The sequence below is a fragment of the Propionicicella superfundia DSM 22317 genome (genome assembly GCF_000423465.1).
GTDB classification, from domain to species: Bacteria; Actinomycetota; Actinomycetes; order Propionibacteriales; family Propionibacteriaceae; genus Propionicicella; species Propionicicella superfundia.
The window spans coordinates 414,866-440,281 of the sequence record NZ_KE384021.1 but is presented as its reverse complement, the minus strand read 5'-3'; the positions used below and the strand labels follow the sequence as shown (position 1 = coordinate 440,281).

The 25,416-nt window shown below is 68.8% G+C and carries 25 protein-coding genes, 2 tRNA genes and 2 pseudogenes; 16 read left to right on the top strand and 13 right to left on the bottom strand.

The features are described 5' to 3' along the window. Positions 1 to 63: 63 nt before the first annotated feature. The 6 genes and pseudogenes from G555_RS0111865 to G555_RS19685 all read right to left on the bottom strand — a co-directional run bounded on the left by G555_RS0111865 (position 64) and on the right by G555_RS19685 (position 5,903). Positions 64 to 136: transfer RNA gene (locus tag G555_RS0111865), tRNA-Ala, on the bottom strand. A 55-nt stretch (positions 137 to 191) separates the two neighbouring features. Then, positions 192 to 914: a hypothetical protein gene (locus tag G555_RS19695; RefSeq protein WP_051208957.1), complete on the bottom strand. Its 723-nt coding sequence runs from the start codon at positions 912 to 914 to the stop codon at positions 192 to 194. A 141-nt stretch (positions 915 to 1,055) separates the two neighbouring features. After that, positions 1,056 to 2,315: a homoserine O-acetyltransferase MetX gene (gene metX / locus G555_RS19690; protein WP_051208955.1), complete on the bottom strand. Its 1,260-nt coding sequence runs from the start codon at positions 2,313 to 2,315 to the stop codon at positions 1,056 to 1,058. Between the two features lie 14 nt (positions 2,316 to 2,329). Next, a pseudogene (locus G555_RS0111850) lies at positions 2,330 to 3,682 on the bottom strand (bifunctional o-acetylhomoserine/o-acetylserine sulfhydrylase); the annotation flags it as partial. A 276-nt stretch (positions 3,683 to 3,958) separates the two neighbouring features. Beyond that, a complete protein-coding gene (locus G555_RS0111845) occupies positions 3,959 to 4,600 on the bottom strand; it encodes a GNAT family N-acetyltransferase (RefSeq protein ID WP_036922501.1) in 642 nt (213 codons plus the stop codon). A 7-nt stretch (positions 4,601 to 4,607) separates the two neighbouring features. After that, the gene (locus G555_RS19685) at positions 4,608 to 5,903 is read right to left on the bottom strand and encodes a molybdopterin-binding protein (protein ID WP_051208951.1); all 1,296 of its coding nucleotides are present in this window, start codon (positions 5,901 to 5,903) and stop codon (positions 4,608 to 4,610) included. 18 nt (positions 5,904 to 5,921) lie between these two features. On the opposite strand from G555_RS19685, the gene G555_RS0111835 reads away from it, so the two are divergent. From G555_RS0111835 to mscL, 4 genes are all read left to right on the top strand, one after another. Then, positions 5,922 to 6,536 (top strand): 5-formyltetrahydrofolate cyclo-ligase, encoded by a 615-nt coding sequence (locus tag G555_RS0111835; protein WP_028709024.1) that lies wholly within the window; start codon positions 5,922 to 5,924, stop codon positions 6,534 to 6,536. Between the two features lie 79 nt (positions 6,537 to 6,615). Next, a complete protein-coding gene (locus G555_RS21925) occupies positions 6,616 to 6,966 on the top strand; it encodes an FmdB family zinc ribbon protein (RefSeq protein ID WP_028709023.1) in 351 nt (116 codons plus the stop codon). 171 nt (positions 6,967 to 7,137) lie between these two features. Beyond that, the gene (locus G555_RS0111825) at positions 7,138 to 7,761 is read left to right on the top strand and encodes an SAF domain-containing protein (RefSeq protein WP_028709022.1); all 624 of its coding nucleotides are present in this window, start codon (positions 7,138 to 7,140) and stop codon (positions 7,759 to 7,761) included. A 116-nt stretch (positions 7,762 to 7,877) separates the two neighbouring features. After that, a complete protein-coding gene (gene mscL, locus G555_RS0111820) occupies positions 7,878 to 8,234 on the top strand; it encodes a large conductance mechanosensitive channel protein MscL (protein WP_028709021.1) in 357 nt (118 codons plus the stop codon). A 104-nt stretch (positions 8,235 to 8,338) separates the two neighbouring features. Here mscL and G555_RS0111815 read toward each other — a convergent pair whose 3' ends face one another. Together G555_RS0111815 and G555_RS19680 are read right to left on the bottom strand one after the other, a co-directional pair. Next, positions 8,339 to 8,689 carry a hypothetical protein gene (locus G555_RS0111815; RefSeq protein ID WP_028709020.1) on the bottom strand — a complete coding sequence of 117 codons (351 nt, stop codon included), beginning with the start codon at positions 8,687 to 8,689 and terminating at the stop codon, positions 8,339 to 8,341. Beyond that, complete coding sequence (locus G555_RS19680; RefSeq protein WP_051208947.1) at positions 8,686 to 10,098, bottom strand: UTP--glucose-1-phosphate uridylyltransferase; 1,413 nt, start codon at positions 10,096 to 10,098, stop codon at positions 8,686 to 8,688. The genes G555_RS0111815 and G555_RS19680 overlap by 4 nt, the downstream gene beginning before the upstream one ends. Positions 10,099 to 10,521: 423 nt before the next feature. On the opposite strand from G555_RS19680, the gene G555_RS0111805 reads away from it, so the two are divergent. From G555_RS0111805 to G555_RS0111750, 12 genes and pseudogenes are all read left to right on the top strand, one after another. After that, a tRNA-Arg gene (locus G555_RS0111805) sits at positions 10,522 to 10,594 on the top strand. Beyond that, a complete protein-coding gene (locus G555_RS22860) occupies positions 10,583 to 10,945 on the top strand; it encodes a hypothetical protein (protein WP_211223244.1) in 363 nt (120 codons plus the stop codon). The genes G555_RS0111805 and G555_RS22860 overlap by 12 nt, the downstream gene beginning before the upstream one ends. Then, on the top strand, positions 10,935 to 11,297 hold the full coding sequence (locus G555_RS22855) for a nucleotidyl transferase AbiEii/AbiGii toxin family protein (RefSeq protein WP_342662682.1): 363 nt from the start codon (positions 10,935 to 10,937) through the stop codon (positions 11,295 to 11,297). Before G555_RS22860 ends, G555_RS22855 begins: the two co-directional genes overlap by 11 nt. Positions 11,298 to 11,457: 160 nt before the next feature. Then, entirely contained in the window at positions 11,458 to 12,711 is a 1,254-nt protein-coding gene (locus G555_RS0111795; protein WP_028709019.1) for an ATP-binding protein, read from the top strand. Next, positions 12,650 to 12,907: pseudogene (locus G555_RS23295) on the top strand (type II toxin-antitoxin system RelE/ParE family toxin); the annotation flags it as partial. The gene G555_RS0111795 and the pseudogene G555_RS23295, both read left to right, overlap by 62 nt. Before the next feature lie 56 nt (positions 12,908 to 12,963). Further along, the gene (locus G555_RS0111785; protein WP_028709017.1) at positions 12,964 to 13,281 is read left to right on the top strand and encodes an addiction module antidote protein; all 318 of its coding nucleotides are present in this window, start codon (positions 12,964 to 12,966) and stop codon (positions 13,279 to 13,281) included. A 139-nt stretch (positions 13,282 to 13,420) separates the two neighbouring features. After that, on the top strand, positions 13,421 to 14,164 hold the full coding sequence (locus G555_RS0111780) for an SDR family oxidoreductase (RefSeq protein WP_211223243.1): 744 nt from the start codon (positions 13,421 to 13,423) through the stop codon (positions 14,162 to 14,164). Positions 14,165 to 14,632: 468 nt separating this feature from the next. Continuing rightward, the gene (locus tag G555_RS19665; protein WP_245581265.1) at positions 14,633 to 15,298 is read left to right on the top strand and encodes a TetR-like C-terminal domain-containing protein; all 666 of its coding nucleotides are present in this window, start codon (positions 14,633 to 14,635) and stop codon (positions 15,296 to 15,298) included. Between the two features lie 116 nt (positions 15,299 to 15,414). Then, complete coding sequence (locus G555_RS0111765; protein WP_028709015.1) at positions 15,415 to 15,618, top strand: hypothetical protein; 204 nt, start codon at positions 15,415 to 15,417, stop codon at positions 15,616 to 15,618. Next, complete coding sequence (locus tag G555_RS0111760) at positions 15,615 to 16,013, top strand: type II toxin-antitoxin system death-on-curing family toxin (RefSeq protein WP_028709014.1); 399 nt, start codon at positions 15,615 to 15,617, stop codon at positions 16,011 to 16,013. Before G555_RS0111765 ends, G555_RS0111760 begins: the two co-directional genes overlap by 4 nt. 347 nt (positions 16,014 to 16,360) lie before the next feature. Continuing rightward, the gene (locus tag G555_RS21320) at positions 16,361 to 18,856 is read left to right on the top strand and encodes an McrB family protein (RefSeq protein WP_028709013.1); all 2,496 of its coding nucleotides are present in this window, start codon (positions 16,361 to 16,363) and stop codon (positions 18,854 to 18,856) included. 6 nt (positions 18,857 to 18,862) lie between these two features. Then, positions 18,863 to 20,050, top strand: coding sequence for an McrC family protein (locus G555_RS0111750; RefSeq protein ID WP_028709012.1), 1,188 nt, complete (start codon positions 18,863 to 18,865; stop codon positions 20,048 to 20,050). A gap of 178 nt (positions 20,051 to 20,228) precedes the next feature. Here G555_RS0111750 and G555_RS0111740 read toward each other — a convergent pair whose 3' ends face one another. From G555_RS0111740 to G555_RS19650, 5 genes are read right to left on the bottom strand one after another with little or no spacing between them, the layout of a single operon-like run. After that, positions 20,229 to 21,512, bottom strand: coding sequence for an O-antigen ligase family protein (locus tag G555_RS0111740; protein WP_156887533.1), 1,284 nt, complete (start codon positions 21,510 to 21,512; stop codon positions 20,229 to 20,231). 58 nt (positions 21,513 to 21,570) lie between these two features. Then, positions 21,571 to 22,818 carry a glycosyltransferase family 4 protein gene (locus G555_RS0111735; RefSeq protein WP_169337912.1) on the bottom strand — a complete coding sequence of 416 codons (1,248 nt, stop codon included), beginning with the start codon at positions 22,816 to 22,818 and terminating at the stop codon, positions 21,571 to 21,573. Next, positions 22,805 to 24,061 carry a lipopolysaccharide biosynthesis protein gene (locus G555_RS22325; RefSeq protein WP_028709009.1) on the bottom strand — a complete coding sequence of 419 codons (1,257 nt, stop codon included), beginning with the start codon at positions 24,059 to 24,061 and terminating at the stop codon, positions 22,805 to 22,807. The genes G555_RS0111735 and G555_RS22325 overlap by 14 nt, the downstream gene beginning before the upstream one ends. Further along, positions 24,058 to 24,729, bottom strand: coding sequence for an LbetaH domain-containing protein (locus G555_RS19655; RefSeq protein ID WP_051208941.1), 672 nt, complete (start codon positions 24,727 to 24,729; stop codon positions 24,058 to 24,060). The genes G555_RS22325 and G555_RS19655 overlap by 4 nt, the downstream gene beginning before the upstream one ends. Further along, positions 24,726 to 25,370, bottom strand: coding sequence for a sugar transferase (locus tag G555_RS19650; RefSeq protein WP_051209175.1), 645 nt, complete (start codon positions 25,368 to 25,370; stop codon positions 24,726 to 24,728). The genes G555_RS19655 and G555_RS19650 overlap by 4 nt, the downstream gene beginning before the upstream one ends. Positions 25,371 to 25,416 lie beyond the last annotated feature (46 nt).

Sequence of the window (25,416 nt, the reverse complement as noted above, 5' to 3'; positions counted from 1 at the left end):
CAAAACAGCCACCGAGCAAGCCGAAAGCCCCCAACTCTCAAGGAGTTGGAGGCTTTCCATGGGTGGAGCTAACGGGATTCGAACCCGTGACCTTCTCATTGCGAACGAGACGCGCTACCAACTGCGCCATAGCCCCAGTGCCTTGCGGCGTCGCCACACTACCACCTCGGTGTCGGCGGGTGGAACTCGGATCAGGCGCCGGTGGACCGGAGGCCTTCCTCACCGTCCGTCTCGGCGTCCTGCGGCACAGGCACGTCGTAGCGGGGCGGGGCGAGCGGCGAGCTCAGATCGAGCGTCCGCACGGTGCGGGCAGCCAGGGGCTGCGACATGTAGGTCGGCGCGGTGACCGGGATCGGCTCCCACAGCGAACCGGTCTTGGCGACCGGCGGCGCGAGGCTGACGCTCGCGACATCGTCCTCGGGAGACACCTCGACCACCTTGACGGCGACGGTCTCCTCGTCGTTGTCCTCGTCGACGCTCGCGAGCAGCCGGTCGGCGCGACGGCGCACGACCTTCACGCTGATCGGGGATCCGACGAAGAACATCACGAGCATGACGCCCGGCGCGACCAGCCACGTCCACTGCAGGACGCCGAAACCCGCGAGGACGCCTACGACGACGAGCATCACGACCAGGCCGAGCAGCAGGCGGCGGCGCTGCATCGCAGCGGTCTGCTTGATGCGGCGCGCCTCGCGCTTGGCAGCGCGCCTCGTCAGCGGCGTGGACACCGTGGCCTCGCCGGGCGTCGCATCGGCCAGTGACTCCCCCACCCGCACGATCGTCATGGACGACCGCGACAGATCGGCCGGTACGGGCTCGATGTCCACAGGGGTCTGGCCCCGGCTGGAGAGAAACCAGGGGACGAGGTAGATCAGCCATGCCACGCAGATCGCGCCGAAGATCAGTCCCTCCACGCACGCCAGTGTGGCCGAACCGCACCCGCCCGCTCCCGACCACCGTCGGAGTGTCGGGAAACGGAAGGTGAATGGACAGGTTGTCCCCAGCAACGCCCGGCCGCGACGCATCCCGGGCCGTCAGGCGGCACAAACCACCGTCTACCCGGCCGGACGACCGGGTGCCCCGTCCTGGCCTGCCAGGAAATCCGACACCAGTCGGCCGACCTGCTCGTCCTCGATCAGGAACGCGTCGTGCCCGTAGGGCGAGGACACATACCGCACCGGATCCGCCGCGGGGATGCGACGCGCGACGAGTTCGGCCTGCTCGGGCAGGAACAGCCGGTCGGAGTCGACGGCCACGACCAGGGCCGGTGCGCTGACGCCGGCCAGCGCCGCATCCACCCCGCCACGGCCCCGGCCGAGGTCGTGGGTGATCATGGTGCGGGTCAGGGCGACATAGGAGTTCGCATCGAACCGCCGCGCGAGCTTGTCGCCATGGTGATCGAGATAGGACTGGACGGCGAACCGCCCGCCGCGCAGCGGCTCCTCGCCTGCCTGCGGGGCACGACCGAACCGCGTGTCGAGCTCCCTCGCGGAGCGATAGGTCTGGTGAGCGATCTGCCGGGCGATGCCCAGGCCGACGTGCGGCCCGGCACCGTCGGGCTGGTCGTAATAGTCTCCGCCCAGGAAGCCCGGGTCGGCCTGAATCGCGGCAAGCTGGGCGTGGAACGACGCGATCTGGTCGCCGGAGGTCTGGGCGGCGGTCGCGATCGCCGCGATCGACCCGACCCGCTCCGGCACGGTCACGGCCCACTCCAGCACCCGGTGCCCGCCCATCGAACCCCCTGCCACCAGCGCCCAGCGGCGGATCCCCAGCGCGTCGGCCAGGGCGAGTTCGGCCGCCACCTGATCGCGGGTGGTGATCGCCGGGAACCGCCCTCCCCAGGGGCGGCCGTCCGGGGCGAGCGACGACGGACCGGTCGATCCTTGGCAACCACCCAGGACGTTGGGGGCCACCACGAAGTAGCGGTCGGTGTCGATCGGGGCGCCGCGTCCGACCAGCGAAGGCCACCAGCCGGCCGTTCGATGCCCGGGCTCAGCGGGACCCGTCACGTGGGAGTCACCGGTCAGGGCGTGCAGCACGAGGACGGCGTTCGAGCCGGCGTCGTCGAGAACGCCCCACGTCTCGTACGCCAGCCGGACCGACGGCAGCCACCCACCGGCCTCCAGCCGGAGCGGACCGACCTCCACGAAGCGCCGCCGACCCACCGGATCGTGCTCTCTCCACGCCGCGGACGCCGGCACGGGAGGGCGCTGCGACAACGGCAGACGCGCATCGGGCGCGTCAGCGGACGAGGCCACGCCGCCCCCGGGCCATGGGGCGTGGCCGGGGAACGGGGACGGTGCGGCCGGGCTCATCGTCGCGTCCGTCCTCACGCCACGGAGACCGACTCGGCCGGGGCTCCGACCCGGGCCGCGGCATCGAACCCCAGTTGCAGATCGGCGAGGATGTCGTCGATGTGCTCCAGGCCGACGGCGAGGCGGACCAGCCCCGGCGTCACGCCCGACAGCGCCTGCTCCTCGGGGGTCAACTGGCTGTGCGTCGTGGACGCCGGGTGGATCACCAACGAACGCACATCGCCGATGTTGGCGAGGTTGGAATGCAGTTCGAGCGCCGACACGAAGGCCTTCCCCGCCTCCGCCCCGCCGGGAAGCTCGAAGGACACCACGGCACCGGAGCCCCGCGGCGTGTACTTCAGCGCATTGGCGTGATAGGGGCTCGACGGCAGCGAGGCATAGTGCACCCGGACGACGTCGTCGCGGCCCTCCAGGTACTGGGCGACCCGCAGGGCGTTGTCCAGGTGACGCTCGATCCGCAGGGACAGCGTCTCCAGCCCCTGGGCGAGAAGGAACGTGTTGAACGGGCTGATCGCCGGGCCGAGATCACGCAGCAACTGGACGCGGGTCTTGAGGATGAAGGACAGGTTGACGCCGAAGATGCCGTTCTTGCCCAGATCCCGGCCGAACACGAGGCCGTGATAGCTGGGGTCCGGCGTGTTGAAGTTCGGGAACCGCTCCGGATACGCCTCGAAGTCGAACCGGCCCGAGTCGACGATCACGCCGCCGATCGCCGCGCCGTGCCCGCCGAGGTACTTCGTCGCGGAGTGCACGACGATGTCCACACCCCACTCGAAGGGCCGCAGCACGTACGGCGTCGGCACCGTGTTGTCGACGACGAACGGCACGCCGTACTCGTGCGCGATTCCCGCGACCGTCTCGAGGTCGAGCACGTCGGTCTTCGGGTTCGGCACCGTCTCGCCGAAGAGCAGCTTGGTGTTGGGCCGGATGGCGTCGCGCCACTGCTGCGGGTCGTGCGGGTCGTTCACGAAGGTCGTCTGAATGCCCAGCTTCGGCAGCGTGTAGTGGAACAGGTTGTAGGTGCCGCCGTACAGCGACGCACTGGAGACGATGTGGTCCCCGGCCTCGGCGATGCTGAGGATCGCCAGGGACCCCGCCGCCTGTCCCGACGCGACCAGGAGTGCGCCGACGCCTCCTTCGAGCGAGGCGAGACGGTTCTCCACCGCCTCCTGAGTCGGGTTCCCGATCCGTGTGTAGATCGGGCCGAGTTCCTTCAGCGCGAACCGCGCAGCGGCCTGCTCGGCGGAGTCGAACACGTAGGACGTCGTCTGGAAGATCGGCAGCGCGCGTGCGCCTGTCGAGGGGTCCGGCACCTGGCCGGCGTGGATCTGGCGGGTCTCGAAGTTCCAATTCTCGTTGGTCATTGCTTGCTCGTTCCTCGGGTTGGCGGATGGCTTCCCGCGAGAACGAGGGGTACGTGCAGCCCACGATCGCCCCGCGGGGGGTTCGGTGGTGGCGCACGTGCGGGCCTTCGGGCCGGGTGCTACAGGTTCGCGTCTGAGACGATGCGATCTGTTGAAGACAGCCGGACGTGCGCTAGCGGCACATCAGACAGCTGGACATGCGGCAAGGGTAGTGGAGCCGCCCGGTCTGCGCCACCGTGTCCATCCACGATGCGAGCCGGGACGCGCCCGCCGACGACCTCACTCCGGTGGCAGCGTGCGGGCCGCGCAACGCCGCTGCCGGTACTCGGCGACGAGCCCGTCGGGGAAATCCCCGGCGTTGAGGACGAACACGTCGTGATCGCGCCAGTCGCCATCGATGTGAAGGTACTTCTCCCGGCGTCCTTCGTAGCGGTAGCCGAGTTTCTCGACGACGCGCAGGCTCTTGGCGTTCTCGGGGCGGATGGCGATCTCCAGCCGATGCAGCCGCAACCAGTCGAAGCAGTAGTCGGTGGCCATCGCGACCGCCTGGGGGATGATGCCGCGACCCGCCCACCTCTCGTCCACCCAGTAGCCCAGGTTGGCCCACCGGGCCGAGCCGTAGGCGATGCCGGACACCGTCAACTGGCCGGCCAGCACGGGATCGGCGGCGCCGTCTCGGTACCACACGAACCACGGGACGGTCTCCCCCAGCCGCGCAAGCTGGCGGAACCCGCGCACCATCGTCAGGAAGTCGCGAGGCTGGTCGCTGGAGCCGGGCGGCGGCGTCGGATCCCAGGGGCCGCACCAGTCGCGGTTGCGGTGCCGCACCTCGGCCCAGGCAGCGTGGTCGCGATAGCGCACCGGCCGCAGCTCGACATCCCCCTCGACCAGCGTCGGAATGTCCCGTGCCTCGAATTTCATCGCGCCGTCATCGCTCCCCGGCGCGCCACGGCAGCACCGTGACCTCGGAGCCGGCGGCGACCTGCTCGGAGACGACCGCGAGCCCGTCGGCCTCCTTCAGCGCCTGCAGTTCGGTGTGCGGGTCGCCGGCCCGGACGGCCTGGCCGTTGTCCACCCGAACCGGCACGTAGGTCGTCTCCCCCGCCGCCCTGGGAGCGAGGAGCCGTTGCGCGACGGCGGTGGTCTGCCCGGTGTCGTCCGGCAGTCCCTGCAGCCGCCGCAGCAGCGGTTCCGCGAACGCGGTGAACCCGGCGGCGGCGGCCACGAGCCCGGCGGGAAGAAGGAGGGCCGGGACCGTCCCGTCGAGGATCGCGAAACCGTGCTCGGAGCCGGGATGCATGTCGACCGCGGCGAACAGCGGGTCGTCGCGCGCGTCGAGCGTGTCGCGCAGGATCCCGCCGCGCTCCGTGCCGCCGACGGTGATGAGGAGATCGGCGCGGATGAGCTGGTCGGCGAGAGCCTGGCGCAGCGACGCCCGGTCGGAGAGGTCGGTGGAGACATGGACCGACAGCGCGCCCGCCTCGCGCGCCGCGGCCGCGACGTACCACGACGCGGCGTCGTACGACTCCCCGCGATGGGTGAGCGGCAGGCCGGGTTCGACCATGTCCTTCGCGAAGGACATGACGACGACGCGGGGCCGCGGGCGCACGAGGATGCGGTCGATGCCGATCCCGGCGAGGACACCCACCATCGGCGGGGTGACCCGTTCGCCCTCGCGAGCGATCACGTCGCCCTCGGCGATGTCGACACCCTTGGAGCGGACTCCCTCCCCGACGTCGGTGGCGCGTCGGATCGTCACGTCGACCGTCCCCGCATCGGTGTCGGCCACGGGCACGACGGTGTCGACGCCGCGCGGGATCGGTGCCCCGGCGGCGAGCAGCATGGCGGTGCGCGGTGCGAGCGCGTCCTCGGCGATCGCACCGGACGCCAGTTCGCCGACGACGGCCAGCGTCACCGGGCTCGCGGGGGACGCGCCGCGGACGTCCTCGGCACGGACGCCGTACCCCGGAGCAGCCGCAGCGTCGAAATGCGGGACGTCGAAGTCGGACAGGATGGTCTCGCAGAGCGAGAGCCCGAGCGCCGCCATGATGTCGACGCCGAACGGTTGCATGGGCGAGGTTCTGGTCAGCAGGTACTCGCGGTATCCGCCCACGCTCATGGCCGGGTCGGCGCCGTTCGCGGGCGCCTCCTCCTCGGCGACGGCGGCGGACGTCACGGCGTCCTCGTTGTCAGCGGCTTTCCGGGAACGACCGAACAAGGGCATGGGCTTACGATAGAGCGCGTGACGACCTCCGCCCCGGTGCGACCCTCGCACAACGCGGGTCCTGGCAAGGCGGATCTCCGTCGCGAGATCCTGCGGCTCCGCGCATTGCGCTCCCGTTCCGAGCGGGAGGCCGCCGACGCGTCCCGGACCGAGCTCCTCGTCGAGCTGTCCGCCCAGCATGCGACGATCGCCTGCTATGTGTCACAGGATCCCGAGCCGGGGACGCTGCCGCTCCTCGACGTCTTGTATCGCCGCGGCCGGCGCGTCCTGATCCCCTGGATGGGTGACGGGAGCGGTCCGCTGGAGATCGGCTGGGGCCGCTATCAGGGACCGGAGAGCCTGGTCCCGGGCCCGCGCGGGATCCTGCAGCCCGCGGTGTCGCTGGGCGCCGAGGCGCTGGCCGAGGCGTCGCTGGTGCTGTGCCCGGCTCTGGCCGCGACCCCGACCGGGATCCGCCTCGGCACCGGAGGCGGGTGGTACGACAGGGCGCTGCTGCATGCCTCGGCCCGCGCGAAGACGGCCTGCCTCGTGGACGACGACGAGGTCTTTCCCTCCCTGCCGACCGATCCGTGGGACGTCCGCATGGACCTGATCGCCACGCAGACGCGGCTTCGCGTCTGGCGGGACAAGTGAGACTTGGCCTCGTCCGTTAGCACTCGTATGATGAGAGTGATAACACACACGCGTCCATCGCACTCCGAGGTCGAACCATATGCCCACTTACCAGTACCGCTGCGCCGATTGCGGCAATGACCTGGAGGCCGTCCAGAAGTTCACGGACGACCCTCTGACCGAATGCCCCACCTGTGGCGGTGGGCTGCGCAAGCGGTTCGGTGCCGTCGGCATCGTCTTCAAGGGCTCGGGCTTCTACGCGACCGACAACCGCACGAAGGGTGCCCGCAACGCGGCCGGTGGGAAGTCCGACACGAAGGCATCGTCCGCATCGTCGTCCGGTTCCGGCGCATCGTCCTCCGCGGAGTCGTCGGGTTCGTCCTCCCCCGCGTCGTCGGGTTCGTCCTCCTCCACCGGCTCATCGGCGAAGAAGGACGTCTCGGCGGCCTGATCCGAAGCGAACGGCGAGCGCACAGAGGATCGTCTCGTACCGACGGCGGCAGATGGACGCATCGCACGCCCGCCCGGCGCTGACGGGTCTGCGCCGACGGTGACGAGGCAGGTTCTCGATTCGCCCTGTGGATAACGGGCAGATCGCCGTCCCCGGTCCCATGGCACGACCGTGAAGAGCTTCCTCGGCGCCATCCGCCGCGCCATCTCCTGGCACCGTCGCGCTCTGGCGGTGGTCGCCGCCGTCCTCGGCACCGTCCTGCTTGCATCCGCTCTGGCCCCGGCCGAGCCGGCCTCCGCCTGGGCCGTCGTGACGACGCGGGCGGTCCCGGCCGGGGAGGTTCTCGCTGCCACGGATGTGACGCGTGTCCGTCTCCCCGAACGCTCGCTGCCCGATCTCCTCGTCTCCGACCCTGCGGACGTGGTCGGGCGGATGGCTCTGGGCCCGCTGCCACGGAACACGATCCTCTCGACGGCCGCGGTGTTCACGTCCGGCGATCTCCAGGCGTCCCCGGGTAAGGCGATCATGCCGCTGCGCCTGCAGGAGGAGGGCCTGCAGGGGCTCTTGACGGTCGGGACGAGGGTCGACCTGATCGGCTTCAGCTCCGCGACCGGGAGCGCGCAGGTGCTCGCGCGCGATGTGCGGATCGTTGCGATTCCGACCGTCGCCGCCTCGGGCACCTTCCAGACGAGCGCCGGCGAGGGCATGCTGGTCCTCATCGAGGTCTCGCCCGACGCGGCGAGCGCTCTGGCCACCGCCGCGGTGGCGTCCCGCCTCACCGTCATCATCACCTGACCGGAGTCGGATCGCGGCGCCCCAGGGCGTGAGCCGGTCGCCACGCGGGACATGGTTTTGCCCGGAATCGGCTGTCATACCATGGCTTCGATCCGATCCCACTCTCAGGAGGAGCAATGAAGGGTTTCAGGGATTTCCTGTTACGCGGCAACCTCATCGAGTTGGCTGTCGCCTTCATCATGGGCACCGCGTTCGCCAGCGTCGTCACGACCTTCACCAAGGTCCTGCTGGACGCGATCGGCAAGGTCGTCGGCGGGCAGCCGAACTTCGACCAGGTCGCGATCGCCGGTGTCGCCGTCGGTCCGTTCATCACCGCGCTGGTGAACTTCGTGATCATCGCGGCGGTCGTGTACTTCGCGATCGTGGTCCCGTACAACAGGATCCGCGACCGGTTCGTGAAGGAGGAGGAGGACACCCCGGCGACCACCGAGGACCTGCTCGGGGAGATCCGCGACATCCTCAAGCAGAAGTAGGACGCCGACCCAGGCGGGGAGCCGCAGCCGCACCACGATCCCGGGCAACGGCTCCCCGTCGGGTCCGACGCCGGGCCGACAGACGAGCCCGCCGTGTCTCGGACCTAGCGGTAGTGCGGCGGGACGTCGTCCATGAGGCGACGCTCGTCGGCGGTGAGACGGCGGCGATTCGACACGGTCGGCGATGCCAGCCCGGTGAGCCCCAGCGCCGTTCGCACCTCCCGCACCGCCGCTGCCACCTGCGCCGCGCCGGTCCCCTCGCGGATCGGTGCGGGCACCGCACAGGGCCATGGCTCGGGACCTGCCGCCAGCGCTGCGATCCGGTCACGCCCCCAGCCCGCCGCCGCGAGGTCGCCGACGAGGTCGGCGACCCGCCATCGGTCCGCCGGCGGCAACGCGATATCCGACCGGGTCACCGCGTACGCGACCGCGCGGCGCAACCCGTCGATGCTCACCGGGCGACGGTGGGCAGCGGCTCGCCGGTGGCCAGTGCGGCACCGTCGAGAACGGCCCCCGCGGGCACGTCGGTGGGCACGGACACCTCGATGTCGACGTCCCCGGAGACCACGACGCCGGCACCGAACGTCACGTCGCCGCGGATGCGCAGGCGGTCGGCTCCGCTGAGGGACGGCGGCAGCGGGATGCGCTGCTCGAACTCGGAGAGCACCTGGTAGTGCTTCGGATCGAGGTCGACGCGGGGCAGGGAGTCGCGCGTGGCGACGAGCCGGCCGTCGGCGGCGAGCCCGAACAGGTCGGAACGGATGAGCAGCAGCTCGTTGGTCGTCTTGACGGGAAGGAAGCGCGACCGGTCGACCTGGATCGCGGTCGCCCCTTCGAACACCTCGACGGCGGCGCCCATCGCCGTCTCCAGTTGGATCACGGGGATCGAGGCCGGGTCGGCCGGGTCCACGGTCTTGCGGTTCTTGATGAGGGGCAGCCCCAGATGCGTGCCGCGAACCTGCATCAGCGCGCGGAGCGCGACGAGATCGACCCACAGGTTGTTGGTGTTGAAGAAGCGGTGGCGCGATGCGTCCATGAACGCCTCGGCGTCTTCGGCCGGGGTCTGACTGAGTTCACGGAGGATGACGCGCCCGTCCGACCTCCGGACGGCGAGGTGACCGCCCTTCCGGTCGTTGGCGGTCCGCTCGCACACCTCGACCGCGAACGGCGCACCCGACGAGGCGAACCAGCCGGCGAGCGGCGCGCTCGGCGCCGCGCCGAGGTTGTCCCCGTTGGACAGGCTGAGGTACCGATAGCCGCCATCCAGCAGCGCCGCCAGAATCCCCGAGGCCGCCAACTGGGCGAACACCTCGCCGTGGCCGGGCGGACACCATTCCTTCTCGGGGTCGGCGGGCCAGGAGACCGGCGTCGAATCGTCTTCGCGGACCTTCGGATACTGGCTCTGCAGGAAGTCCAGCGGGATGCCCGGAACCGGCAGGTCGCGATGGGACGCGAGCCGCGCGAGAGTGTCGTCGCGCGTGCGGAAGCTGTTCATGAACAGCAATGGCAGCGGCACGTCGTAGGCCTTCCGCGCCGCGCGCACCTGCTCGACGATGAGGTCGAGAAAGGTGAGCCCCTCGCGCACCGGCAGCAGGGTCTTCGCGGCCGCCAGGCCCATGGATGTCCCGAGCCCGCCGTTCAGTTTCAGGACGGCCGTGCGGCGCAACGCCTCAGCGCCTGCGTCCTCCGCGACATCCGCCGAGCGCGGCGGATCGGGCAGCGGAGCGATGGACGATTCCGGGATCATGCCGGTGACCCCGGAGTCGAAGAGTTGATAGGAGTGGGTGAATCCGTCGATCTCCGACTGCGAGCAGTCGTGGCGCCGCATCTTGGCGACGGCGGCGGCCAGTCCTTCAGCGGTCATGACCCGAACTCTAGCGGCAGCGTCCGACCGCACGATGAGGCCAACGGGGAGGGAGGTCCGAGGGCGCCCCTCCAGAACCCGTCTCGGGACGCAAAAGGAGAGCGACGCCGGTCGAAGGGCTTGAAGCCGTCTACCCACCCCCAGGAGACATCATCAACCCGGCGTCGCTCTCGCACTCAGCAGCTTAGGGCAGAACCGGCTCAATGCCAACTCCAGCCCGGAAACGGCCCCCAGAGTTGCCTGGTTCACAGGCTACACACAGCGTTCGATCCCCCCACGAGGGGACAAAACGGGACATTCGACCTTGGGCGGCCCCGTCGAGGTGCAGCCCCACGCGCTTTCGGCGTCCGTCCGACTCGCACAGGTGCCGCGCCCCTTCCTCCGCCCCGCGGCGGCAACCCGGTATGCTTTCAAGGCATCCTCGGCCCCATAGCTCAGGGGATAGAGCAGAGGTTTCCTAAACCTTGTGTCGCAAGTTCGAATCTTGCTGGGGCCGCCGAATCTGAAGATCCCTGCCTGGAGTGCCGACCACCCGTGGCCGACCGCCGAGGAGGTCGAACAAGACCTGCTGCTGTCCCGCGCGATCTGCGCGATCGCCGCCGACGACTACAGCGAAGACCTCGGCTATGTGCGCAGCTCGGCGTCCGGAATCGGCCCGCTGCCCCAGGCGCTGACCAGGCTCGGTGCCGAACTCGGCTACCCGTCAACACCCAGGGTGAGCCAGCACCCGAAGGTGTACTGGCGCGCGGCCGCCGCCACGGGCGTGCCGTTGCGGCTGAAGATCGAGGTCAACACCCATGAGCGATCTCCGGCGCTTCCGCTGACGACGCGACCCCATCCAGGTTGAGTCAGCCTGGTGGGGCGGACGGGCGGACGTGCTCACCTTCCAGCCTGCCGAACTGGTGGCCACCAAGATCCGCGCCCTCTACCAGCGATCCAAGGGGCGTGACCTGTTCGACCTCTGGCTCGCCCTCGATCACCTGCAACTGGCCCCCGACGAGATCCTGTCGGCATTCGGCCCCTATCGGCCTGAGGGGCTGACGGCAGCCAGGGCAGCCGAGAACCTCGCCCGGAAACTCGCCGATCCGGTCTTCCGCGCCGACCTCGATCCGCTCGTCCCGAGATGGCCCGACCGCTACAGCATTGAGGCCGCTGCAGCGCTCATCACTTCCCATCTGCTCGACCGACTCGACGACTGACCCTCCACACCGCCCCAAGCCAAAGCAGATGGCCCAAGCACCTCCTGCATCATCGGCTCGGATTTCGTTGCACGAAATACGCTGTCCCCTCTGAGCAATCCGTTCAATCCGATTCCGGCAATCTGTAAAGTTCAGATCCGGCAAAGTGTAAAGTCGGCGCATGGTTGAGTATCGACCCCGGGTCGCGGACGGCGAGTTGGCCGCGAAGATGCGCGCGGTCGGCGCTGTGTTGATCGAGGGTCCGAAGGCGTGCGGGAAGACTGCGACCGCTTCACGAGCCGCGGCAACGACCTTCGACATGGCCGGCGACCCCACCGCGCAAGCATCGGTCGATCTGAACCCCGACTGGCTGTTCGATCGGCCGACACCGATCCTGTTCGACGAGTGGCAGGCAACCCCCGCCCTGTGGAACCGGGTGCGGCGCGCGGTCGACAACTCCAACCGCGGTCGGGGCCTATACCTGCTCACCGGATCGGCGACGCCGCGCGACGACGTGAACCGCCACTCCGGAGCCGGCCGGATCGGAGTGCTCCGGATGCGCCCGATGAGCCTGTTCGAGTCAGGGCACTCGACCGGTCAGGTCTCGCTGGCCGGCCTTCTGGAAGGTCGGCGGCAGCTCGGAGCCGACAGTGGGCTAACGGTGCCTGACCTGATGGAGCGAATCGTCATCGGCGGCTGGCCGGATCTGCTCGACGCCGAGGAAGCGGACGCCCGGGAGTGGCTGCAGGGATACCTGCGCCAGATCATCGAGGTCGACATCGCCTCCTTCGTCGGACGCCGCGACCCAAGAACCCTCGAACGGGTTCTGGCGTCACTGGGGCGATTCGTCGCACAGAGCCCGGCAACCCGCACGTTGGCCGCAGACGCGGGAGGTGAGCGCGGCCCGGTGACGGCGCCCACGATCTACAGCCACTTGGACGCGCTCGACCGCCTCCGACTGCTGGACGACTCCGCGGCCTGGCGGCCCCACATGCGATCGCGCACCCGGCTGCGGACCACCCCGACCCGGTACTTCGTCGATCCCTCCATCGCGACCACTGCTCTCGGCGTGGGTAGCCGTGACCTCCTGGCCGATCTCAGGGCAGCCGGCTTCCACTTCGAGGCGCTGGTCGTCCGCGACCTGCGGATCTACGCCCAGGCGCTCGGGGGACGGCTAGACACCTGGCGTGACGCCGAGGGCAACGAGGTCGACGTGATCGTCAGCCTTCCGGGAGGCAAGTGGGCCGCGTTCGAGATCAAGATGAGCCAGGCTGACGTGGATGCCGGGGCGGCGAATCTGCTGAAGTTCACCGAACGCGTTGACGTGGCGGTCCAGGGCGAACCCGCGGCACTCGTCGTGGTCACGGCGACCGGTGCCGCCGGCCAACGACGTGACGGTGTGCACGTCGCCCCGGTCACCTCCCTCGCTCCATGACCAGGTCATCGAGCCGTGTGTCTGCGGGCGTATCGAAAACGGCGATCTCGGAGCATGTTCCCGGCTCACGCACGGAAATCCGGGTGATGTGGGGCCGGTCGGTGAAGGCGTCTCCGAACTGCGAATGCACCTCGGCCCGGGCTGCCGGGTCTCCTTCCTGCAGGACGGAGACATCCTGATCGTGCTGCTGGCCGGCGGCGACAAGTCCATCCAGCAGGCGGACATCGAGAAGGCCCATGAGCTTGCGGACGAGTGGCGAGAGGAGCAGAAGAACAGGCAACCAATACGTTCAAGCCGTTCGACGCGGCCGACTACCTCGACGGCCTCGACGACGTTGCCGCCTACCTGGCGATCGCGCTCGAAGAGTCCACCGAAGACCCCTCCGCCGTGCCGCGCGCGCTCGGCGTGATCGCGCACTCCCGCAACATGAGCGAACTCGCCCGCCGCGTCGGCATGAGCCGCGACGGGCTCTACAAGGCACTGTCCGCAGACGGCAACCCCACCTGGTCGACCATCCTCAAGGTCACCGAAGCGCTCGGCCTGCGCTTCGAGTTGCACGCCGTCGCCTGACATCGACCGCGAGGACCGGGGAGGAGCCGGACTCATCTGATCCTGTGAGTGCCCCAGCCACCTATATGGACGAACCGTGCATTTTGTGATGATATGTACACATCGTCCATATAAGTGAGCGGGCCCGGGAGGTCTCATCGTGAACACCACACCCACCACCAACCGCGTGGCCTTGGTGACCGGCGGCTCCGGCGGCATCGGCCGCGCCGTCGTCGATCGTCTCGCACAGGACGGCTTCGCCGTCGCAGTCCACTACGCCGGAAACGCAGCCAAGGCCGAGGCGATCGTCGCCGAGGTCGTCGGCAACGGCGGCCGGGCCATCGCCGTGGGCGGTGACGTGGCCGACGACGACGCGATGAAGGCCGCGTTCGACGCGACAACCTCCGCATTCGGGGGCATCGATGTCGTCGTGAACACGGCGGGCATCATGCTCCTGTCGCCCATCGCGACCATGGACCTTGCCGACCTCGACCGGATGCACCGGACCAACATCCGCGGCACCTTCGTCGTCTCGCAGCTTGCAGTCAACCAGTTGCGTGCCGGCGGCGCGATCATCAACTTCTCCACCAGCATCACCAGGACGTCCTTCCCTGCATACGGCGCCTACGCCGCGTCCAAGGCCGCCGTCGAGGCCCTGACCCTGATCCTGGCTCGCGAGCTGCGTGGCAGGGACATCACCGTCAACGCCGTCGCCCCCGGCCCCACCGCGACGCCGCTGTTCCTCGACGCGAAGGACGATGCCACCATCGCGAACCTGTCCAAGGCCGCGCCGCTGGAACGCCTCGGACAGCCTGAGGACATCGCCGAGGTCGTCGCCTTCCTCGCGGGCCCTGCCCGCTGGGTCAACGGCCAGATCATCTTCGCCAACGGCGGCATGGCCTGACCGGCCCCGCCTACCGATATCGGGGGCACATCATGAGCAACATCGTTGTTATCACCGGAGCCTCCAGCGGCTTTGGAGCCCTCACTGCCCGCGCTCTGGCCCGGGTCGGCAACACCGTCTACGCCGGGTGAGCGACCTTACCGGGTTCATGTCGACCCCTCCGAGACGGCTCCGAAGAAGTCTCGGAAGTCGCCGATCGAGTCCGCCGCGAGTTCCTCACTCGCGTCGACCTTGGCGATCTCCTGCACATCGCGAAGTAGTCATCACCGAGGGAGACCGACACCCATGACCGAGCACCCCGAGTTGCCCGCTCCTGGTCGCCTGTTTGATGGCAAACACCTCGCTCGGCTGGGCGCTGGTCGTCGTGATCGCCGCGACCTTCATCCCCGTCGCAACCCGTGCTCTTGGCAGCAGCCGAGGCGCGGGGCGGACCACCTAGACTGACCCAGCAAACCGACAGGAGTCTCCGTGCCCGCCGTCCCGTCCATCAAGGCAGCGCCCACCGCGGTCGCAGGCACGCCCGCTCGTCGCGGCCGGGGCCGCCGCCCCGCAGGCGATGTACGCGCGGACGTGCTCCGGACGGTCGGCGAACTCCTCCTCAGCGAAGGCCTCGCCGACTTCACGATCGAGCGGGTGTCCCGCATCTCCGGCGTGAGCAAGACGACCATCTACAAGTGGTGGCCCTCACGCGGCGCGCTCGCGCTCGACGGCTACTTCCACGCCGTCGAGCCGACCCTCGCCTTTCCCGAGACCGGGGACGTCCGGGCCGACCTCACAGCCCAACTCCACGCCTTCGGACGGCTTGTCGGCGCAACTCCCGCGGGTCGACTGCTCGCCGAACTCATCGGCGCAGCCCAGACCGATGCCGAACTTGCGATCGCCTACCGCTCGCTCTACTCGTCGGAACGACGCCACCTCGCCGCCGCACGCATGGAGCGCGCCCAAGCAGCCGGGCAACTCCGCCCCGACGTCGACCCCCAAGTCGTCATCGACCAGCTCTGGGGCGCCGTCTACCACCGCCTCCTCATTCCCGACGAACCCATCACCACCACCTTCATCGACGCACTCCTCAACAACCTCCTCGACGGCATCCTGGCCCCGGAACACCCAGCCGGAGACACGTCGCGACGCTGAGTGGTCCAGACTGGCTCGGACGCCCGCAGGTTGGGCGCAACCGCTGAGGACGTAGCGGTTCTCAACGCGGCGGAGCCGCGCGCGGTCATGTGATACCAGGTTGGTATCATGACGGCATGGCGATGACTCTTCGACTCACTCCCGAAGACGAGCGAGCCCTCACCCTGCTCGCCGAGGCTGACGGCATCAGCAAGCAGGAGGCCACGGTGCGGGCGATCCACGAGGCGGCATCCCGCCGGCTGCGGCAGGACAAGATCCGCACCCTGTCGGCCGATGCCCGGCAGCGATACGCGGACCTTCTGGACCGCCTCGGCCAGTGACCGAGCACCTCACGCTCGAGGACGTCCTGGCCCTGATCGAAGACCTGGGCGTTGGGCCGATCCGTGACATCGGCCTGCTCGACTCGGCACTGCACCGCCCGCAGGTCACCGTGTTCGGGCAGGACGCCTACCCCACTTTGGACGACAAGGCCGCGGTGCTGCTGGAATCACTGGTCCGCAACCATGCTCTGATCGATGGCAACAAACGCCTCGGCTGGCTCGCCACGGTCGTCTTCTACGGCCTCAACGACACCTCCCTTGACGCCCCCGACGACGACGCGTACGACCTCGTCATCGCGATCGCCGGCAGCACCACCGCCTACCAGGAGGCAGCGCTCCTCCTCGCGAAATGGCATGAGCCGCCCACGGCCCAGTCTCGGCCGACCGGACCGTGACGCCAGTGACCTGGATGCCTTCGATCCCTCCGCTCGCACCAACGCGCCGCACGCGGCGAAAGACGCTGCCAGCGCGACAGAGCACATCGGATTCGGGTCCCTCCACCAGGGTCCGACGACCGGCCGCCACCGCCTGGAACTCAGCGAGCACCGGTAGCGCAGGGTTCACATTCGGGATTCCGCTGACAGCAGGCCGCACCGGACGGCCATGCCGCGTGCAGGTCTGCGCCTCGGTGCCCGCGTTGAGTCGCTAAGTTTCTTCGTATTCGAAGTGGGCGACGTTGCCGACCAGTCACGCGATCGGGCTGTGTCAGCCGAAAGCCCCGTTCTCGGGAGGGCGGACACCGATGAGGAGCAAGCGCGGGGACGTTGAGGGAGAGGAACGCATCTACCGGTTCGCGTGGGACTGGGCCTCCCGGGTGCTGCCTGAACGTGACTCGATACTGACGCCAGGAACAAAGATCTGGACCCTCGAGAACCTCCTTGAGCTTGAGGATCGCTTCGTCGGCCACCCGGATGACTCGTCTGACAAATCGTTCCTGGCCAAGCTTCAGGAGCAGTTGAGCGGCGCTTCGCCAGATGCCGTGCAACTGATGGTCGAGCTGCACTTTCCCTTCTTCTGGTGGATCTGGGAGGGCGCGATCTCGGCTCCGAGGAAGCTCTCGGATCTCAACGCGATCCTCTCCTGGCATCCGGATCGGCCCCAGGTGCCGCCAGAGATCGTAGCCTCGCTAAGACCCGGGTTCGCGCACCCAGGTACGTGGCCGATGACCCGGCGCGGCACGCAGATCACGTCCGTGATCCGTGCCAGCACCGCTCTCCAGCGGCTGCCGCCCCAGGAGTACACGGCGCTGCTCCAGGACCCATTCGCGTTCCGGGACTTCGTTCTTGCCGTGCCAGCTCCGTCCGGCGACGCTGCGAAGCTCGGCCTGCTCCACCTTGTCTTCCCGGACACCTTTGAGCACATCTCGTCTGACCGCCACAGGAGGCTGCTCATCGAGCGGTTCGCCGATCTCACAGGCGGTGAGGCAGACCCCGACCGGGCGCTTCTTCGTATCCGCGAGGGCCTCGAACCGATCTACGGCGACGACTTCAGCTTCTACTCCGAGGACGTTGACCCGCTGCTCCACCTGTGGCTGAAGAACCCGAAGGCGTGGGATGCACTTCTTCGCTGGCTGGGGCGAATCTGGGCCACGCTCGACCTGGGCGGACTCGAGCGCAACTACAAGCTGTCCGTCGCGGAAGAGTTCGCCAAAGGACGCGCAGCCCTGCTTGCACGGGAGTCCGACTGGTACGACACCCTGCGGCGAGGGCTTGCCCATCGCGAGAACAACCTGCTCGGATGGCGACGCAAGGGCGACTTCGTCCGCTGGGCGAAGGACAATCCAGACGATGCTGAAGCGGCGCTGCGTGCCCTGTGGGAATCCGACCCTGGAAGCTCCGAGAAGTCGCGAATCGATGCGTTCGCCGACGGCATCCGTCCGGCTGGCCTCACGACGACCGGTGCTGCTGTGAACCTCGCGTCAGGGCTCCTGATGGCGACGGAACCCGAGACTCACCCCCCGCTCACGGTCGAGATGACCCGGAAGTTCTGGAGACTCGCTGGCTGGGGCAACGAACCGGCCAACACGTCGCCGGGACAGTTTGTGTGTCGCGCGTATGTCTTCTTCGACGAACTGCTCCGCGACACCTCCGGCTGGGAACGACCCATGCGCGATCGACTCGACGTACAAGGGGCGTTGTGGACTTTGGGGTATCTCAGTGAACGCCCGGATTCGTGGACGGAAGACGAGTGGAACGACTTCACGGCCTTCCAGGGCGGCGCCCAGATGGATGACGCACACGAAACGGGTGAGGAGCCCGAGGATCCTGTTGAGCCACCCGACGACACCGCGGTGCAGACGAAGGACTTCATCGCCTCAGCCGCGAAGGATCTTCATGTCGATCGCGCCTTCCTGGACAAGATCGTCACGCTGCTCGAAGACAAGGGTCAGGTGGTCTTCTACGGCCCGCCCGGCACCGGCAAGACCTACATCGCCAAGCGGCTGGCACGGGCCATGGTGGAGGAAGACCCGGATCGGGTGACTGTCGTACAGTTCCACCCGGCTACCACCTACGAGGACTTCTTCGAGGGGCTGCGTCCGAGGCTCGACGAGGACGGCGCCGTGAGCTACGAACTGCGCCGAGGGCCGCTCTCACAGATGGCGAAGGACGCCACAGACAACCCCAACCATCGGTACGTCATGGTCATCGACGAACTGAACCGTGCCAATCTTCCGAAGGTGTTCGGCGAACTGCTCTTCCTCCTCGAGTACCGACAAGAGCCCGTCGCAACGCTCTATCGGCCGGGCGAGAAGTTCGAGTTGCCCGAGAACCTGTTCTTCATCGCCACCATGAACACTGCCGATCGGTCGGTGGCACTCGTCGACGCTGCGCTACGGCGACGCTTCCACTTCATTCCGTTCTTCCCGCACCTCGGCGAGATGAAAGGCCTGCTGCGGCGCTGGCTCAGCGATCACGGCCGCGACACGGCGGTCGCCGACCTGCTCGACGCGGTGAACTCGGAACTCCAGGGACAGATCGGCGACCATCTCGTCATCGGCCCAAGCCACTTCATGAAGGATGACCTGTCCGAAGGGGCCCTGCAACGCATCTGGGAGTTCAACATCTACCCCACACTCGAAGAGCTCCTATGGGGAAGGACGGAGGAACTCGCCGCCTGGCAATGGACGGCCGTCCGGCGCCGCTATGCCGCGAAGCTGCGCCTGCCCAACGACGACGACGCCACGGCGGAGGCAGAGGCAGCCGCCGGGGCTGCGTCAGCAACCGAACCGGAGCAGTGACCGGGGATGCCGGATGAGACGCTGGTGTGCCAACTCGCGGAGTACCAGCAGATCGAGGTGGAACTCACCGACAGCGCGGCCCGCCGGTTGCAGGCAGCCGCAGGCACCCGCCTCGCGCTGTCGCCCGGCCCGCACGGCTACCTGATCCGCGCGTCCTCCTATGTCGGCTCGATCTCCGTCCCGGGGATCGTCCTCCACATCGTGCCCAAAGTGCCGGTGGCGAACGTCCTGTACCTGATGGCCTGGAGCACCGAGCGGATCGCATTCAGCCAGAGCGAGATCGGCCAAGCCACCGGGAGCCTCACGGCAGCGGTCGCCACGTGGTACGCACGGATGCTCGAACGCAGCCTGGTGCTCGGGGTCGACCGCGCGTACGTCGAAGAGACTGATCGCGTCATTGCGCTCCGCGGCCGTATCGACTGGCCGGCTCAAGCGAAAGCTGTCAGCCTCCCGACCCCGATCGCCTGCCGCTACGACGATTGGTCGATCGACACCCGTCCCAACCGCATTGCTGCGGCCGCAGCGCTTGCCCTTCTCCGTAACCCGGCCGTCCCGCCGCAGTCCGCCTTCACGCTGCGGCGCCTCTTGAAGCTCCTGGCGGGAGTCGGACCACTACGGCCCGATGACCTGTCGGGCCACACTGACGTCCTGACGCGCCTCAACGAGCACTACCGAAGCACCGTCCAGCTCGCGCGCATCATCCTGCGAGCCGGCGGACCTTCGCAAGGTGCTGGGCGTACAGCGGTCTCATCCTTCATGATCAACATGAACGACGTGTTCGAAGACTTCGTCTTTGCCAGCCTGAAGCACCAACTGCGCGGCACCTGGGGCATCGACAAACACAAAGTACCGCTGGACGTCGCCCATCGCGTGCCGACCGAGCCGGACCTCCTCTTCGCCGACCAATCCGGCACCAATGTGCTCGTCGCGGACAGCAAGTACAAACTCATCAGCGCCGGCCGGGGACGCAACGCCGACTACTACCAACTGCTGGCCTACTGCACATCCCTCGGACTCCCGCGAGGCGTCCTGATCTACTGCGACGCCGGTGACGAGCCACGACCGCCGCACTCGATCGAGGTACGCCAATCTGGGACGGTTCTCGACACCTTCCAGGTCGGCCTCTCAGGGTCGTTCGATGACATTGCCGACGAGTTCGACCGGCTCGCTCGGTATCTGCGGTTCGGACACTGAGGTTCTGCGACGCCGTCGGATGGCAGGTGCGAGCTTCGCCTCGGCCCGAACGACGAACCTGAACCATTGGGTCATCCTGCTCAAGGAGGACACCGTGGACGTCGTTGCGGCGAGCTTCGAGCTGGTCAGGGCGTAGCCGACCGGCGTCCAGCCTGCGATCGCGAAGGTGCTGCGCTCCTCAGCCGGGGCGAGGCGTGGCCCCGCCCTCGTCCGCGCCCACGAGAAGCGGAATGGACACGAAGAAGACCGTGAAGACGGTTCCGACGAACCCGACCGTGAAGAAGCTGACGCTCTCCACCGACGCGAGGAGGACCAAGGCGAGGAAGGCGCTGCCGTAGATCCCGACGAACGACCTGTCCGCAGTCGAGCCCTTCAGGGATCGCCATGCGACTCCGAGGACGAGCAGGACCAGCGCGAGCTCGGCGAGGCCGCCGCTCACGAGGGTTTCGAGGAAGAAGCTGTGGAACTCGCTCACGGACATGCCGCCGGCCTGGGCCAGGGCGACACCACGAAACGACCCCACCCCGAAGAAGACGTTCGTCCCCAGCCAGACCTGGATCCCATGAGACCAGGCATCGTCACGACCCGCGAGCCCCGAGTCCGGGCGGAACACGACCTCGGCGAGCTCCGCGAACAGCGACTGCGGGAGCGCCGCCCAGCCCACCAGCGCGGCGGCACCGCACAGCAGCAGCAGCGACCTGCTCAACCGCGACCCTCGAACCGCCATCGCGCTCAAGAACACGAACGCACCCAGCAGCGAGCCTCGCGACATGGTCAGCAGCAAGGAGACGACGTGCAGCAGCCCCAGCACGACGTTACGGATGCGCACCCGTCGACGACACAGAAGCAGCTCGTGCGCGACGAGCGACAGGAAGAGGAAGTGTCCGAACTGGTTTCGATTGGCGAAGAACCCGCGGAAGTCGAGCTGATAGCTCGAGCTGACGGACAGCAACCGTCCGAACTGGTCCCCGAAGGCGACGAGGTTGTAGAGGCAGGCGACGATCGACGTGGCCAGGAACACGAGAAGGAACGGACGAAGACCTCGAATGCCCACCCGCATCCGCGACGCGACACCGGCGAACAGCAGGACGCCCACGACCTTCCCGGCCAGCGCCACGAGATCGAGCACGTCGAACGAACCCTGGTCGAGCAACGTCGACCACAGGGTCACGGACTGCGCCACCCCATAGACGAGGGCGACACCCAGCCACCCGACGCCGGGGCCGATGCGGCGGGTGACGACCGGCCAGGCGAGCACGGCGTACTGAAGGCACGCGGCGACGACGACGAGCAGAACATACCGGGACCAGTCCCCCGTGATCGAGCAGGCCGCGACAGGACCGAGCGATATCAGGACGGCCGCGACCAGAGTCGATGGCCACACGGAGGACGACCCGGCGGCCACGTCGTCCCCCAGGCCGGGGCCGAGGGTCCTCGATCGCGATGAGCCGGTCTTCGGCAAGGACGTTCCCCCCTTCTCGTTCGTGTCGGCCCCGCGCGGCGGATTCGCGCCCGAGCGATCAGTTCGCGGGCGCTGCCTCGCCTCGGACGAGGTCGTCGGCGTCTCCGGCATCGAGCGTCCGGCGAACCAGGTCGACGATCTCCCCATAGGTGCGGGCACGGTCGAAGACCTCCTCCGCGAGGCGGCGGCTGTTTGCCCCCATCGTCCGCCGCAGGACGTCGGAGGAACTCAACAGGCCGATGGCCTCCATCAGCGGCTCGGGACTCTCCGGGGGGCAGTTGATCCCCGCCCTGTACGCCGTCAGCAGCGACCTGTACTCGCTCGAATCCTGCGTGTTGATGACGGGCAGGCCGGCGGCCGCGTAGTCGGCGACCTTGTTGATGACACTGCCCGCCGAGCCGGACCTGATGGGATTGACCGCGACATCGCACGCCGCGAGACGGCGCACCATGTCGGGGTACGGGAGGTGACCGGTGAACTCCGCCTCCACGCCGCACGTGACGGCCGCCGCCCTGACCTCGCGATCGAGCGGCCCCGTGCCCATGACGGTGATGCTGACGTCGCCGATCCCCGCCTCTCCGGCGAGCCGCATCGCCTCGAACACCGTCGCGAGGTCGTAGCTCCTGCCCAAGGTGCCGATGTACGCCAGCCGGATCCCGCTCCGCGGCGACGGGCGCGATCCACCCGCCCAGCGGTCGAACCTCTCCAGATCGGTCCCGAGATGAACCGTCGACACGCCGCCGCGCCCGCCACGGGCGGCGAGGACCCGATCCGAGTACGTGCGGGACACCGTGACGACGCGATCGGCCGCCCGGTAGACCGACTCCGCCCGCCGGAAGACGGGCCGCATCACGAGCCTGCCCAGCCACCTCGGACGGATCACCATCAAGAAGGCCTCGGGCCACAGATCCTGCACGTCCAGGACCAGCGGAACCCCCCGCCGCCTCGCGTAGCGCGCGACGACGCCGGCCGCGGCCAGCGACGGCACGGCGCAATAGAGGAGATCCGGCGGTGTCCGCCTTTCCAGGTACCTGCGCACGCGGCGCGCGAACACCCTGTGGCTGACGATCCGGCGCAGCGACACGTTCGTCCGGTATCCCGGCTCGGGGATCGCGGTGAAGGCATACGGCGTGCCGACTCCGCCCTCCACGCGCTGCCGCTTGCGTCGATGGGAGAAGGACGACGTCACGAGCTCGACGTCGCCGACACCGGCCTGCAGCCGCTCGGCGAGCTCGTTGAACCTGTTGTTCGTCCCCCCGGGATCGCCCACGTAGTGAGCGACCATGAGGACATCACTTCTCGACACGTCGACCTCCGGTCCGTCTCGCTCCCCCGACGGCGGACGTCCCCGACGACACCTGCCGCAGGAACAGCGCGCCGACGACACCGCAGACCGCGTATCCGAGGATCGACCCCGCCGCGGCGCCCCCCATCCCCCACTCCGGAATGAACACGACATATCCGGCGATCGACGCGGCCATACCGGACAGCTCCGCCACCGTCACGCGTCCGGCGACTCCCGCCGAGATGAGAATCCCCTGCTGAACCCGCGTCCACGCATAGATGACGGCGGCAAGCCCCAGCGGCACGACGACCTGGAGCGACGGACGGTAGGACGCCGGGAGCACGAGGACCACCAGGACGTAGCAGATCCCCCCGAGAAGCACCGCCGTCGCCGCGGTCAGGCCCAGCGCCGGAAGCACGATCCTGCGCAGCAGGGTCAGCGGCCCGGTCTTCTCCTTCGTCCAGGTGCGCAGGGACGCGTCGACCCACTGCTGGACCGGCCAGGTCGCCATCTCCATCACGGTCGCGACCGTGACGTACAGACCGAGTTGCGCCGCCGACCCGAGCAGCGGCAGCAGCAGCCGGTCCGACCGCAGCATCGCCGTGTTCCCGAGGTCGGAGACGAGTAGCTTGAGACCCCGGCGGCGCAGGACACGGACGTCGGCGCCGTCGACGGCGGCCGCCGGACGTCGCAGGGCGAGACCGAGGATCAGGAGCGGAGCGAGACCGGACAGGGTGTACAACGCCATCCACACAACCGGGTTCGCCACCCGGAGCACCACCAGCACGACCGCGCCGGCGACGATGACCACCTGCGTGAAGACGGCATTCGACACGAACCACCGGCGCTCGCCGCTGACGAGAAACGCTGCCCGCACGCTTCGGGACAGGGCGTTGAGCGCCACATACGCCGCGACGAGGACCGCTCCGCCCACCAGCCACCCCGCCAGCGTCGGAATCGCGCCGACGAGAACGCCGGTGAGCGGCGCAACGAGCCCGATGCCGGGCAGGACCAGCGAGACGAACCGGCGAAGATGATCCGGGAACGGACCCGACCGCGTCGAGATGTAGGGGCGCTCCAGGCCGGTCAGCGCGAAGACCGTGGCGAAGTAGGCGATCTGCAGCGCGAAGGCCAGTTCGCCGCGCTGCGCCGGCGACATCGCCCGGGCCGCCAGGAGATTCACGGCGAAGGCCCCGCCGGCGGCCACCAGTTGTCCCCCGACGAGGACGGCGGCGTCTCCGCGACGCGTCGGCGCTCTCGTCATGAACTGCGCACCGCCCGCACGGGACGCTCGCCCGAGCCTGCGATGACCCGCCCGTCGCTGCCGACCACCGTCGTGCCGGCCGCCACGCCTCCGCGAATGGTGGCACCCGCCCCGACGACGGCGCCCGCTCCGACGGCCAGCCGGGGGAGGACGACCGCGCTCCCCCCGAAGAACGCCGACTCCCCCACCTGGACCTCGCCCATGATGTTGACCGACGGGCTCAGCGTCGTGAACGCGCCGAGGACGACGTCGTGCCCCACCGAACAGTTGAAGTTCACCTGCACGTGATCCCCGATGCGGGCACCCGCCGAGACGACGACGCCGGGGCAGACAACGGCTCCCGTCCCGACGACCACCCCCTGGCCCAGCACGGCGCGATCGTCCACGAACGTGTGGAATCGCGCACCTCGACCTCGCAGCAGGTCCACGAGCGAGCGGCGGACGCCGGGATCGGCGACCGCGCAGACGACCCGGTCCCGGGGCCCGGGCACATATCCCCTGACCGTGGAGACGATCGGGGCGAGAAGCGGCGCGGCCGGAGCACCGTCGTCGAGGAACGCCACGTCACCGATCCCGTGAAGGAACCGATGCCGCGGCGACCCCTCGAGCCAGCCGAACACCCCTCGGCCGAACCCTCCCGCCCCCACGATCAGGATCCGCCGCGTCACGACACCCCACCAGGACCCGCGCCCGGGAAGGGCTCCCCCACCGGGCAGCCCTCCGAACGGATGCCTTCCCTGCGTAGGACGGTCAGCACCGTCCTCGCCAGGATCGCGGCGTCCAACCGGGCGCAGCGGTGATCCACGTAGTGCACGTCCAGTTCCAACCGTCTGCCCCAGTCCAGGGAGTTGCGACCGCTCACCTGCGCCAGCCCCGTGAGGCCGGGCCGCACCTCGTGGCGGCGCCGCTGCTCCGGCGTGAACAGAGGCAGGTATCGCGGCAGCAGCGGACGCGGGCCGACGAGGCTCATGTCGCCTCGCAGGACGTTCCACAGGCTCGGGAGCTCGTCCAGACTGCACGCGCGCAGCCACGACCCCACGGGGGTCATGCGCTGCTCGTTCGTCACGACCCCGCGGGACTCGTCGACGTCGAGCATCGTCCGGAACTTCACGACGGTGAACAGCTCCCCGCCTCGCCCCGGCCGCTCCTGCCGGAAGACGACCGGCCGCCCCAGCCGCACGGCGACGAGCACGGCCACCGCCGCGACCACCGGCGAGAGCACGACCAGCGCCAGCGCTGACGCGACCACGTCGACAACGCGCTTCCCGGCCTCGTACGCCGCCGGACGACCGGTCGCCACGTCAGGCATCCCGCCGGGCGTGCCGATCCCCACGACCCCTGTGTCCCCGCATCCG

Coding starts and splice junctions, on each gene's coding strand:
- metX (WP_051208955.1), bottom strand. CDS start 2,315: ATGAGCCCGGCCGCACCGTCCCCGTTCCCCGGCCACGCCCCATGGCCC.
- G555_RS0111845 (WP_036922501.1), bottom strand. CDS start 4,600: ATGAAATTCGAGGCACGGGACATTCCGACGCTGGTCGAGGGGGATGTC.
- G555_RS19685 (WP_051208951.1), bottom strand. CDS start 5,903: ATGCCCTTGTTCGGTCGTTCCCGGAAAGCCGCTGACAACGAGGACGCC.
- G555_RS21925 (WP_028709023.1), top strand. CDS start 6,616: ATGCCCACTTACCAGTACCGCTGCGCCGATTGCGGCAATGACCTGGAG.
- mscL (WP_028709021.1), top strand. CDS start 7,878: ATGAAGGGTTTCAGGGATTTCCTGTTACGCGGCAACCTCATCGAGTTG.
- G555_RS19680 (WP_051208947.1), bottom strand. CDS start 10,098: ATGACCGCTGAAGGACTGGCCGCCGCCGTCGCCAAGATGCGGCGCCAC.
- G555_RS0111795 (WP_028709019.1), top strand. CDS start 11,458: ATGGTTGAGTATCGACCCCGGGTCGCGGACGGCGAGTTGGCCGCGAAG.
- G555_RS0111765 (WP_028709015.1), top strand. CDS start 15,415: ATGGCGATGACTCTTCGACTCACTCCCGAAGACGAGCGAGCCCTCACC.
- G555_RS21320 (WP_028709013.1), top strand. CDS start 16,361: ATGAGGAGCAAGCGCGGGGACGTTGAGGGAGAGGAACGCATCTACCGG.
- G555_RS0111750 (WP_028709012.1), top strand. CDS start 18,863: ATGCCGGATGAGACGCTGGTGTGCCAACTCGCGGAGTACCAGCAGATC.
- G555_RS22325 (WP_028709009.1), bottom strand. CDS start 24,061: ATGACGAGAGCGCCGACGCGTCGCGGAGACGCCGCCGTCCTCGTCGGG.
- G555_RS19650 (WP_051209175.1), bottom strand. CDS start 25,370: ATGCCTGACGTGGCGACCGGTCGTCCGGCGGCGTACGAGGCCGGGAAG.